Below are 11,850 nucleotides of genomic sequence, written 5' to 3' on the forward strand. Positions count from 1 at the left end.
TCGTGACCCCCGCTGACCTCGCTGAGCTGCTCAAAAACACCGCCGCCGCGGTGCTGGCCGAGCGTGGGCTGGACGCTGCCGTGCTGCCGCCGACCGTGACCGTGGAGCGGCCCCGCAACCCCGAGCACGGCGATTACGCCAGCAACCTGGCGATGCAGCTGGGCAAAAAAGTGGGCGCCAACCCCCGCGAGCTCGCCGGATGGCTCGCCGAAGCACTCGCGCAGGCCGACGGCGTCGCGTCGGCGGAGGTGGCGGGGCCGGGCTTCATCAACATGCGCCTCGAGGCGTCGGCGCAGGCGGTCGTCGTCAACAACGTCATCGGCGCCGGCGCTCGCTACGGCCACTCCGACGCGCTGGCCGGCCAGCACATCAACCTGGAATTCGTCTCGGCCAACCCGACCGGACCGATCCACATCGGCGGAACCCGCTGGGCCGCGGTCGGCGACGCGCTGGGCCGGCTGCTGTCCACCCAGGGCGCCGACGTGGTGCGCGAATACTATTTCAACGACCACGGCGCCCAGATCGACCGCTTCGCCAGCTCGCTGATCGCCTCCGCCAAAGGCGAACCCACCCCGGAAGACGGCTACGCGGGCGCCTACATCAACGACATCGCCGCCCAGATCATGCAGAAGGCGCCCGACGCGCTGAGCCTGCCCGACGCCGAGATGCACGAGACCTTCCGCGCCATCGGCGTCGACCTGATGTTCACCCACATCAAGGAGTCGTTGCACGAATTCGGCACCGACTTCGACGTCTACACCCACGAAGACGCCATGCACACCAGCGGCCGGGTCGACCAGGCCCTCGCCAAGCTGCGTGAGACCGGCAACATCTACGAGAAGGACGGCGCAACATGGTTGCGCGCCAGCGCCTTTGGTGATGACAAGGATCGCGTCGTGATCAAGAGCGACGGGAAGCCCGCCTATATCGCCGGGGACATCGCCTATTACCTGGACAAGCGGCAACGCGGCTTCGACCTGTGCATCTACATGCTCGGGGCCGACCACCACGGGTACATCGCCCGCCTCAAGGCCGTGGCCGCCGCCCTCGGCGACGACCCGGCCACCGTCGAGGTGCTCATCGGCCAGATGGTCAATTTGGTCCGCGACGGCCAGCCGGTCCGGATGAGCAAGCGCGCGGGAACCGTGCTCACGCTCGACGACCTGGTCGAGGCGATCGGCGTCGACGCCGCGCGCTACAGCCTGATCCGGTCCTCGGTGGACACCCCGATCGACATCGACCTGGCGCTGTGGTCGTCGGCGTCCAACGAAAACCCGGTCTATTACGTGCAATACGCGCACGCCCGGCTCTCGGCGCTGGCCCGCAACGCCGCCCAACTCGGCCTGATTCCCGACACCGGGAACCTCGGGCTGCTCAGCCACGACAAGGAGGGGACGCTGCTGCGCACCCTCGGCGAATTCCCCCGGGTGCTCACCACGGCGTCGTCCCTGCGCGAACCGCACCGGATCTGCCGCTATCTGGAAGACCTCGCCGGCGACTACCACCGGTTCTACGACTCCTGCCGGGTGCTGCCGCAGGGCGACGAGCAGCCCACCGATCTGCACACCGCGCGCCTGGCGCTGTGCCAGGCGACCCGCCAGGTGATCGCCAACGGCCTGGCGATACTCGGCGTCACTGCCCCGGAGCGAATGTGAACGTTCATCCCGCCGGTCCCCGGCACGCCGAAGAGACCCGTCACGCCGAAAGCCCGCCACGACCGCAGTCGGCCGAGGAGCTGCTGCTGCTGGCGCCAAACGTGTGGCCGCGCAACACGACTCGCGATGAGGCCGGCGTCGCCAGCATCGCGGGCGTCGCGGTGACCGACCTCGCCCAGGAGTACGGGACCCCGCTGTTCGTCGTCGACGAGGACGACTTCCGTTCCCGCTGCCGCGAGATTGCGTCGGCGTTCGGTGGGGGCAAGAACGTGCACTATGCCGCCAAGGCCTTTCTGTGCAGCGAGATAGCACGCTGGATCGACGAGGAAGGCCTGTCGCTCGACGTGTGCACCGGCGGCGAGTTGGCCGTCGCGCTGCACGCCAACTTCCCGCCGGAGCGGACCACCTTCCACGGCAACAACAAGTCGGTCGCGGAGTTGACCGCGGCGGTCAAAGCCGGTGTCGGCCATGTGGTTTTGGACTCGATGACCGAGATCGAGCGTCTCAATGTCATTGCCGGGGAGGCGGGCATCGTCCAGGACGTCTTCGTCCGTCTCACCGTCGGCGTCGAGGCGCACACCCACGAGTTCATCTCGACCGCGCACGAGGACCAGAAGTTCGGGCTGTCCGTGGCCAGCGGGGCGGCGTTGGCCGCCGTCGGCCGGGTATTCGAAACCGAACACCTGCGGGTGGTCGGTCTGCACAGCCATATCGGTTCGCAGATCTTCGATGTCGCCGGCTTCGAACTCGCCGCGCGCCGCGTCCTCGGACTGCTGCACGAGGCCGTCGAGCAGTTCGGTGTCGAGAAGACCGCGCAGATCTCCACAGTGGACCTCGGTGGCGGACTTGGTATTTCGTACCTGGCGGCGGACGACCCCCCACCGATGGGAGAGCTGGCCGCCAAGCTGAGCGCAATCGTCAAGAACGAGTCAGCGGCGGTCGGGCTGCCGACACCGCGCCTGGTGGTCGAGCCCGGACGCGCCATCGCGGGACCCGGCACCATCACCCTCTACGAGGTGGGCACGGTCAAGGACGTGGATGTCAGCGCCACCGCACACCGGCGTTACGTCAGCGTCGACGGCGGCATGAGCGACAACATCCGCACCGCGCTCTACGACGCGCAATATGACGCCAGGCTGGTCTCCCGGCTCAGCGATGCGCCCGCGGAGCTGGCGCGCGTCGTCGGAAAGCATTGCGAGAGCGGCGATATCGTCGTGCGCGACACCTGGGTGCCCGGCGACCTGCACCCCGGCGACCTGATCGGGGTGGCCGCCACCGGCGCCTACTGTTATTCGTTGTCGAGTCGTTACAACATGATCTGCCGGCCCGCCGTCGTCGCGGTGCGCGACGGGTGCGCGCGCCTGGTCCTGCGCCGCGAGACGGTCGACGATCTACTGAGTCTGGAAGTGAGGTGAACTGTGCCCCGTGACGAAAAGCCGGTCGGTGTAGCGGTACTCGGGTTGGGCAACGTCGGAAGCGAAGTTGTCCGAATCATCGAGGACAGCGCCGATGACCTCGCGGCTCGTGTCGGTGCGCCCCTGGTGCTGCGCGGCGTCGGAGTGCGCCGCGTCGCCGACGACCGCGGCGTTCCCGCCGAGCTGCTCACCGACGACATCGAAGGGCTCGCCGCACGCGACGACGTCGACATCGTCGTGGAGCTCATGGGGCCGGTCGAGCCATCTCGCAAGGCCATCCTGTGCGCCCTCGAGCACGGCAAATCGGTCGTCACGGCGAACAAGGCGCTGCTGTCCGTCTCCACCGGCGAGTTGGCGCAGGCGGCCGAAAGCGCGCATGTCGACTTGTATTTCGAAGCCGCCGTCGCGGGCGCCATTCCCGTCATCCGGCCGCTCACCCAGTCGCTGGCCGGCGACACGGTGTTGCGGGTCGCCGGCATCGTCAACGGCACCACGAACTACATCTTGTCCGCGATGGACAGCACCGGCGCCGACTACGGCACAGCGCTGGCCGAAGCCAGCGCGCTGGGCTACGCCGAGGCCGACCCCACCGCCGACGTCGAGGGCTACGACGCCGCCGCCAAGGCCGCGATCCTGGCGTCCATCGCCTTCCACACCCGCGTGACCGCCGACGACGTCTATCGCGAAGGCATCACCAAAGTCACCCCGGCCGACTTCGAATCCGCCCGGGCGTTGGGCTGCACCATCAAGCTGCTGTCCATCTGCGAGCGCATCGCGGGCGACGATGGCCAGGAACGGGTTTCGGCCCGCGTCTATCCGGCGCTGGTGCCGTTGGCGCATCCGCTGGCCTCGGTCAGCGGCGCATTCAACGCGGTCGTGGTCGAGGCCAAGGCCTCCGGAAGGCTGATGTTCTACGGCCAGGGCGCCGGCGGTGCGCCGACCGCGTCCGCGGTGGCCGGTGACTTGGTGATGGCCGCACGCAACCGGGTGCTGGGTAGCCGCGGACCCAGGGAATCCAAATACGCCCAACTCCCCGTGGCCCCAATGGGTCTCATCTCCACGCGCTACTACGTCAGCATGAACGTGGCGGACAGGCCCGGTGTGCTGTCCTCGGTGGCAGCCGAATTCGCCAAGCGCGAGGTCAGCATCGCCGAGGTGCGACAGGAGGGCGTCGCGGACGAAGGCGGACGACGGGTGGGGGCCCGGATCGTCGTGGTCACCCACCGCGCCACGGACGCCGCGCTGTCCGAAACGGTCGACGCCCTCGCCGATCTCGATGCCGTGCAGAACGTGGCAAGCGTGCTGCGACTGGAAGGGACCACCCTATGAGCGCGCCGCGCACCGCCGTCCATCAGCCGTGGCCCGGCCTCATCGAGGCCTACCGGGACCGGTTGCCGGTGGGCGACGACTGGACCCCGGTCACCCTGCTCGAGGGTGGCACCCCGCTGATCGCGGCGACCCGCCTGTCGGAAAAGACCGGCTGCAGCGTTCATCTCAAGGTCGAGGGCCTCAATCCCACCGGCTCTTTCAAAGACCGGGGCATGACGATGGCGGTCACCGATGCGGTGGCACGCGGCCAGCAGGCCGTGTTGTGCGCCTCGACCGGCAACACCTCGGCGTCGGCGGCGGCGTATGCGGCCCGCGCCGGGATCACCTGTGCGGTGCTGATCCCGCAGGGCAAGATCGCGATGGGCAAGCTGGCGCAGGCGGTCATGCACGGCGCCAAGATCATCCAGATCGACGGCAACTTCGACGACTGCCTGGAACTGGCCCGCAAGATGGCCGCCGACTTTCCGACGATCTCGTTGGTCAACTCGGTCAATCCGGTGCGCATCGAGGGCCAGAAGACGGCCGCGTTCGAGATCGTCGACGCGCTGGGCGTCGCGCCGGACGTGCACGCCCTTCCCGTCGGCAACGCGGGAAACATCACCGCGTACTGGAAGGGCTACACCGAATATCACCACGAGGGCCTGATCGAAAAGCTGCCGCGCATGCTGGGCACCCAGGCGGCCGGCGCCGCCCCCCTGGTGAACGGTGCGCCGGTCAAGAACCCGGAAACGATTGCGACCGCAATCCGCATCGGCGCCCCCGCGTCGTGGACGGCCGCGGTCGACGCGCAGCAGCAATCCAACGGCCGCTTCCTGGCGGCCACCGACGAGGAGATCCTGGCCGCCTACCACCTGGTGGCCGAATCCGAAGGTGTCTTCGTCGAGCCCGCCTCGGCGGCCAGCATCGCCGGTCTGCTCAAGGCCGTTGACGACGGCTGGGTGGCTCGCGGTTCGACGGTCGTGTGCACGGTGACGGGCAATGGCCTCAAGGATCCCGATACGGCACTGCGGGATATGCCCACCGTGACTGCGCTGCCGGTCGATCCGGTCTTGGTGGTCGAAAAGCTGGGGCTGGCCTAATGACGATCGCAAGCGCGGCGGAGCCGGGCGCAGCGGGTCGGCACGCATTGGGATCGGTTGAAGCTTGCGCGACGAAGGGCTGTTGGTGACCTCGATGCTGCCCGCCGGGCTGGTGGCCACCGCCGTGGTTTCGGCGTCCAGCGCTAACCTCGGCCCGGGCTTTGACAGCATCGGTCTGGCATTGAGTCTCTGCGACGAAATCACCGTGGAGACAACATCTTCCGGCTTGTCGGTCACGGTCGAGGGTGAAGGCGCCGGCCAGCTACCGGTGGGTCCCGACCATCTGGTGGTGCGCGCTCTCGAGCGCGGCCTGCAAGCCGTCGGGGTCCGCGCTCCCGGCCTGACGGTGCGCTGTCGCAACGCCATCCCGCACTCCCGCGGTCTGGGCTCGTCCGCGGCGGCGGTGGTCGGCGGCCTTGCGGCCGCGAATGGCCTTGTCGCGCAAACGGATTGGAATCCACTCGACGATACTCAGCTGATTCAGCTGTCCTCGGAATTCGAGGGTCATCCCGACAACGCGGCGGCCGCTGTGCTGGGCGGTGCAATCGTGTCGTGGGTTGACCGCAGCGGTGATCACCCGCGGTACGCGGCGGTGCCGCTGCGGCTGCACCCCGAAATCCACCTGTACTGCGCCATTCCCGAGGACCGCTCCCTGACCGCGGAGACCCGCGTGCTGCTGCCGGCACAGGTCAGCCATGACGAGGCACGCTTCAACGTCAGCCGCACGGCGTTGCTGGTGGTCGCACTCACCGAACGCCCCGACTTGCTCATGGCGGCCACCGAGGATGTGCTCCACCAGCCGCAGCGCGCGCCGGCCATGCCCGCCTCGGCGGAATATTTGCGTCTGTTGCGGCGTTACGAGGTGGCAGCGACGCTATCCGGGGCTGGTCCATCGCTCATCGCGATGACCACGGCGGCGGAGTTGCCCTCGGAGGTGGTGCAGTACGGCGCCACCAACGGATTTGCCCTCTTCAAGATGGCCGCCGGCGAACGAGTTCGCTGGAGTCCGGGAGTCACCGTCGCGGGTTGATCAACAGCGTGGCCGGAGGGTTTGCTTGCTTCCAGCAGGGATGGGGGCTATCCTCGGAGCCGTCCAGCAATCGCAGCATCTGCATCTGCATCCATACTGCCTTGCCGCTAGGACAACACCAATTCTTCTCGTGGACGAGGTTCGCCGTTTACTCCGCCGATCCAGGCGATCACCGTTGCAGAGTCGATGATTGGGCGCACTCGGCAATTTGGCTGAATGCAACGAACCCCCCTATGACGTGATCAGCGGGGGAAGAAAGGAACTCCGTGACTGATACGGACCTGTTCACGGCTGGCGAAAACACTGACGCCAATCAACTGTCTAATGCCGTGACCACCACCGACACTCCCGACGCGAAGACGAACGCTCCGGCCGGTGCCTTGTCCACCATGGTGCTGCCCGAGCTACGCGCGCTGGCCAACCAGGTCGGCGTCAAGGGGACGTCGGGCATGCGTAAGAACGAACTGATCGCCGCGATCAAGGAAGTCAGGGGACAGGCCAACGGCACTCCCGCCAACGGCACGAAGTCCGCTGAGGACAGCGGTAAGTCGGACATCAAAGTCAACGACACCAAAGACAACAAGGACGACAGCGGCGCTGAAGCACCGCCGGCCAAGGAAGGCCAGAACGGTGCCGCCACCGAGGCGCCCCGCCGCGAACGACGCGGCGCGTCCCGCGACGCCGGATCGGCCGCCCGCGGCAACGCCGAGGCCGATCGCGAGCGCACCGGCAGCCGAGATGGCGGCGCCACCGGCGAGACCGAGGGCCGCGAGCAAGGCAAACAAGACAAAGACACCCAGAGCGAAGACCGCGGCCAGGGCGGCGGCAACGAGGATCAACAGAACTCCGGCGGCCAGCAGGGGCGCGGTGGGTCGAACCAGCAGGACGACGACGGCGAAGGACGTGGGGGCCGGCGAGGACGCCGCTTCCGCGACCGCCGGCGCCGGGGCGAGCGATCCGGCGAGGGCGGCGATGCCGAACTGCGCGACGACGACGTCGTTCAGCCCGTAGCCGGCATTCTTGACGTCCTCGACAATTACGCCTTCGTGCGGACGTCCGGTTACCTGGCCGGTCCGCATGACGTCTACGTGTCGATGAACATGGTGCGCAAGAACGGCCTGCGCCGCGGTGACGCCGTCACCGGCGCGGTGCGCGTGCCGAAGGAAGGCGAGCAGCCCAACCAGCGCCAGAAGTTCAACCCGCTGGTGCGCCTGGACAGCGTCAACGGCGGCTCCGTCGAGGACGCCAAGAAGCGGCCCGATTTCTCAAAGCTGACGCCGCTATACCCCAACCAGCGGCTTCGTCTGGAAACCACGCCCGACCGGCTGACCACTCGGGTCATCGACCTGATCATGCCGATCGGGAAGGGCCAGCGTGCGCTGATCGTGTCGCCGCCCAAGGCGGGTAAGACGACGATCCTGCAGGACATCGCGAACGCGATCACCAGGAACAACCCGGAATGCCACCTCATGGTCGTGCTCGTCGACGAGCGGCCCGAGGAGGTCACCGACATGCAGCGTTCGGTCAAGGGTGAGGTCATCTCCTCGACCTTTGACCGGCCGCCGTCCGATCACACCCAGGCCGCGGAGCTGGCCATCGAGCGGGCCAAGCGGCTCGTCGAGCAGGGCAAGGACGTCGTCGTGCTGCTGGACTCGATCACCCGCCTCGGGCGCGCCTACAACAACGCGTCGCCGGCGTCGGGCCGCATCCTGTCCGGTGGTGTCGACTCCACCGCGCTGTACCCGCCCAAGCGCTTCCTGGGGGCCGCGCGCAACATCGAGGGGGGCGGCTCGCTGACCATAATCGCCACCGCGATGGTCGAGACCGGGTCCACCGGTGACACGGTCATCTTCGAGGAGTTCAAGGGCACCGGTAACGCCGAGCTCAAGCTGGACCGCAAGATCTCCGAACGGCGGGTCTTCCCGGCGGTCGACGTGAACCCCTCCGGTACCCGCAAGGACGAACTGCTGCTGTCGCCGGACGAGTTCGGCATCGTGCACAAGCTGCGCCGTGTGCTGTCGGGCCTGGATTCCCACCAGGCCATCGACCTGTTGATGTCGCAGCTGCGCAAGACGAAGACCAACTACGAGTTCCTGGTTCAGGTGTCCAAGACGACGCCTGGGATGGACAACGACTAGCCCGGTCGGAGAGACCTGAGCGCACCCGGGAATGCGCGGGCGCGGCTCGCTGTTTGGGATGATGGCGGTTGACCTGGCATAATCGGGGCTCGATTATCCGCCAACCGCATGAGGTTCGGAGTTCACGCCTGACCGTCTGATTCCTGGACGGGGGCGGGCGACAAACGATCGAAGAGGACACCATGAAAGCTGACATTCACCCCGCTTACGCGGAGACCACGGTGCTCTGCGGGTGCGGTAACACGTTCCAGACCCGCAGCACCAAAGAGGGCGGTCACATCACCGTCGAGGTCTGCTCGCAGTGCCACCCCTTCTACACCGGCAAGCAGAAGATTCTGGACAGCGGTGGCCGGGTCGCGCGCTTCGAGAAGCGCTACGGAAAGCGCAGCACCGGAGCTGCTGCCGACAAATAGCTCGGTTTCCGACGCCCGAACTGTGCGTGCAGTCGCACAGGCCGGGCGTCGGTTTGCGTTTGCGGCAGTGACGGGCGACAGCGAGGCAGGAGGTGTGGCATGACGAAGCCGGTACAGACCATTGACGTGCTGCTGGCCGAGCACGCCGACCTCGAGCAACGGCTGGCCGACCCCGAACTGCACAGCAACCCCGACGAGGCCCGCAAGGCCGGACGCCGGTTCGCGCGGCTGGCCCCGATCGTCGGCACCTACCGCAAGCTGATGGCCGCCCGCGAGGACCTCGAGGCCGCACGCGAGCTGGCCGCCGACGACGATTCGTTCGCCGCCGAGGCGGCCGACCTGGAATCCCGGGTGGCCGAGTTGGACACTGCGCTCACCGACATGTTGGCCCCGCGCGACCCGCACGACGCCGACGACATCGTGCTCGAGGTCAAATCCGGGGAGGGTGGTGAAGAGTCGGCGCTGTTCGCCGCCGACCTGGCCCGGATGTACATTCGCTACGCCGAGCGGCACGGCTGGACCGTCACCGTGCTCGACGAAACCACCTCGGACCTCGGCGGTTACAAGGACGCGACGCTGTCCATCGCCAGCAAGGGTGATTCGGCGGACGGGGTCTGGTCGCGGATGAAGTTCGAGGGCGGGGTGCACCGCGTGCAACGCGTCCCGGTGACGGAATCCCAAGGCCGCGTTCATACTTCGGCGGCGGGTGTGCTCGTGTACCCCGAACCCGAAGAAGTCGGCGAGGTGCAGATCGACGAGTCGGACCTGCGCATCGATGTCTATCGCTCTTCGGGGAAGGGCGGCCAGGGTGTCAACACGACCGACTCCGCGGTGCGAATCACGCATCTGCCCACCGGAATCGTGGTGACCTGTCAGAACGAGCGCTCCCAGTTACAGAACAAGGCGCGGGCGCTGCAGGTGCTGGCGGCTCGCCTGCAGTCATTGGCCGAAGAGCAGGCGTTGGCCGATGCGTCGGCGGACCGGGCCAGCCAGATCCGCACGGTGGACCGCAGCGAGCGCATCCGCACCTACAACTTCCCGGAGAACCGGATCGCCGACCACCGCATCAACTTCAAGTCACACAATCTCGATCAAGTGCTCGACGGCGACTTGGACGCGTTGTTCGACGCCCTGGCCGCGGCCGACAAGCAAAGCCGGCTGCAACAAGCATGACGTCCCCGCGATGCAGAGGGAAGCGCTGAGGATGATTCAGCTCAGTCTGCGGCGCGCGATCGACGATGCGGCGGCCATCCTCGCCGACGCGGGAATCGATTCTGCGCGTTGGGATGCCGAGCAGCTGGCCGCGCACCTGGCGGGCGTCGACCGCGGTCGCCTGGCCGTGCTGGAATCGCCCGGCGAGAACTTTTTCGGGCGGTACCGCGACGCCGTGGCCGCCCGGTCGCGACGTGTGCCGCTGCAGCATCTGCTCGGGACGGCGGCGTTCGGTCCGGTGCTGCTGCGTGTCGGCCCTGGCGTATTCATACCCCGCCCCGAAACCGAGGCGCTGCTGGAATGGGCAGGCGCGCAACAACTGACGCCACGGCCGGTGATCGTCGACCTGTGCACCGGGTCCGGCGCCTTGGCGGTGGCGCTGGCCCGCCACCGGCCGGGGGCGCGCATCATCGCCATCGATGTCTCGGATGCCGCTCTCGAGTACGCGCGCCGCAACACCGAGGGCACGGCGATCGAGATCGTGCGGGCCGACGTCACCGAACCCGGCTTGCTCCCGGAACTGGACGGTCAGGTCGACTTGGTCGTGGCCAACCCGCCCTATGTTCCCGACGGCGCCGTGCTGGATCCTGAAGTCGCCCAGCATGATCCCCATCAAGCGGTGTTCGGCGGGCCGGACGGTCTGGCGGTGATCGCTCCGATCGTCGGCCTCGCCGGCCGCTGGCTGCGCGCCGGAGGGTTGATCGGCGTCGAGCATGACGACACCACCTCGCGGGAGACGGTGGAATTGTTCGAGCGCACGGGGCTTTTCGAGGACGTCCGGGCGCGGCATGATCTGACCGGCCGGCCACGCTTCGTGACGGCCCGCAAGACGTCGGCCGTTGGGAGGAGTGGCGCCAACGACACGCGTCGCGACGATGCAGAGCGCAGCGATGAGGAGGAGTGGCGCTAATGACAGACGTTTTTGACTGCGCCGATCCCGAACAGCGCGCGCTCGGAATCGCCGCGGCGGCGGGAGCTCTCAAGGGCGGGCGACTCGTGGTCATGCCGACCGACACCGTGTACGGGATCGGCGCCGACGCCTTCAACAGCGCCGCGGTCTCGGCGCTGCTCTCGGCAAAGGGACGGGGCCGTGACATGCCGGTGGGCGTGCTGGTCGGCTCCTGGCACACCATCGAGGGACTCGTCTACACCATGCCGGACGGTGCCCGCGATCTGATCCGCGCGTTCTGGCCGGGCGCACTCAGCCTGGTCGTGACCCAGGCGCCGTCGTTGCAGTGGGATCTCGGCGATGCTCGCGGCACCGTGATGCTGCGGATGCCGCTGCACCCGGTCGCCATCGAGCTCCTGCGTGAGGTGGGGCCGCTGGCGGTGTCCAGTGCCAACATCTCGGGCCGTTCGGCCGCCGTGGACGCCGGCGAGGCGCGCAGCCAACTCGGCGATCTCGTCGACGTCTACCTGGAAGCGGGCCCGTCCGAGCAGGGCGCCGCCTCCACGATTGTGGATCTGACCGGTGCCGCGCCGCGCATCCTGCGTCCGGGCCCGGTGAGCGCCGAGCGCATCGCCGAGGTGCTCGGCATCGATCCGGAAACCCTGACCGCCCAGGCCTGACTGGAGCGGT

Annotated in this window: 10 protein-coding genes; all 10 read left to right on the forward strand. The window is 67.9% G+C overall.

All coding sequences use genetic code 11. The features are described 5' to 3' along the window. The first annotated feature begins 2 nt into the window (after positions 1-2). The 10 genes from argS (at position 3) to JF781_RS01890 (ending at position 11,840) form a co-directional block, all read left to right on the forward strand. Positions 3-1,655 (forward strand): arginine--tRNA ligase, encoded by a 1,653-nt coding sequence (argS, locus tag JF781_RS01845; RefSeq protein ID WP_225326724.1) that lies wholly within the window; start codon positions 3-5, stop codon positions 1,653-1,655. Then, positions 1,652-3,070 (forward strand): diaminopimelate decarboxylase, encoded by a 1,419-nt coding sequence (gene lysA, locus JF781_RS01850; protein ID WP_225326723.1) that lies wholly within the window; start codon positions 1,652-1,654, stop codon positions 3,068-3,070. Before argS ends, lysA begins: the two co-directional genes overlap by 4 nt. Positions 3,071-3,073: 3 nt before the next feature. Then, complete coding sequence (locus JF781_RS01855; RefSeq protein WP_225326722.1) at positions 3,074-4,399, forward strand: homoserine dehydrogenase; 1,326 nt, start codon at positions 3,074-3,076, stop codon at positions 4,397-4,399. Beyond that, a complete protein-coding gene (gene thrC / locus JF781_RS01860; RefSeq protein ID WP_225326721.1) occupies positions 4,396-5,478 on the forward strand; it encodes a threonine synthase in 1,083 nt (360 codons plus the stop codon). The genes JF781_RS01855 and thrC overlap by 4 nt, the downstream gene beginning before the upstream one ends. A gap of 94 nt (positions 5,479-5,572) precedes the next feature. Then, complete coding sequence (thrB, locus tag JF781_RS01865; RefSeq protein WP_374109659.1) at positions 5,573-6,508, forward strand: homoserine kinase; 936 nt, start codon at positions 5,573-5,575, stop codon at positions 6,506-6,508. Between the two features lie 266 nt (positions 6,509-6,774). After that, positions 6,775-8,646 (forward strand): transcription termination factor Rho, encoded by a 1,872-nt coding sequence (gene rho, locus JF781_RS01870; protein ID WP_225326720.1) that lies wholly within the window; start codon positions 6,775-6,777, stop codon positions 8,644-8,646. 182 nt (positions 8,647-8,828) lie between these two features. Continuing rightward, entirely contained in the window at positions 8,829-9,059 is a 231-nt protein-coding gene (rpmE, locus tag JF781_RS01875; protein ID WP_225326719.1) for a 50S ribosomal protein L31, read from the forward strand. A gap of 99 nt (positions 9,060-9,158) precedes the next feature. Then, entirely contained in the window at positions 9,159-10,232 is a 1,074-nt protein-coding gene (gene prfA, locus JF781_RS01880; protein WP_225326718.1) for a peptide chain release factor 1, read from the forward strand. Positions 10,233-10,266: 34 nt separating this feature from the next. Then, positions 10,267-11,181: a peptide chain release factor N(5)-glutamine methyltransferase gene (gene prmC, locus JF781_RS01885; RefSeq protein ID WP_374109660.1), complete on the forward strand. Its 915-nt coding sequence runs from the start codon at positions 10,267-10,269 to the stop codon at positions 11,179-11,181. Further along, positions 11,181-11,840 (forward strand): L-threonylcarbamoyladenylate synthase, encoded by a 660-nt coding sequence (locus JF781_RS01890; protein ID WP_225326716.1) that lies wholly within the window; start codon positions 11,181-11,183, stop codon positions 11,838-11,840. Before prmC ends, JF781_RS01890 begins: the two co-directional genes overlap by 1 nt. Positions 11,841-11,850: the final 10 nt, after the last annotated feature.

It is taken from the genome of Mycobacterium sp. WUMAC-067 (assembly GCF_020217485.1).
Lineage (GTDB): Bacteria > Actinomycetota > Actinomycetes > Mycobacteriales > Mycobacteriaceae > Mycobacterium.

Excerpts from the sequence above, each read along its gene's own strand:
- thrC (WP_225326721.1), top strand. The coding sequence starts at position 4,396 with ATGAGCGCGCCGCGCACCGCCGTCCATCAGCCGTGGCCCGGCCTCATC.
- thrB (WP_374109659.1), top strand. The coding sequence starts at position 5,573 with ATGCTGCCCGCCGGGCTGGTGGCCACCGCCGTGGTTTCGGCGTCCAGC.
- rpmE (WP_225326719.1), top strand. The coding sequence starts at position 8,829 with ATGAAAGCTGACATTCACCCCGCTTACGCGGAGACCACGGTGCTCTGC.
- prfA (WP_225326718.1), top strand. The coding sequence starts at position 9,159 with ATGACGAAGCCGGTACAGACCATTGACGTGCTGCTGGCCGAGCACGCC.
- JF781_RS01890 (WP_225326716.1), top strand. The coding sequence starts at position 11,181 with ATGACAGACGTTTTTGACTGCGCCGATCCCGAACAGCGCGCGCTCGGA.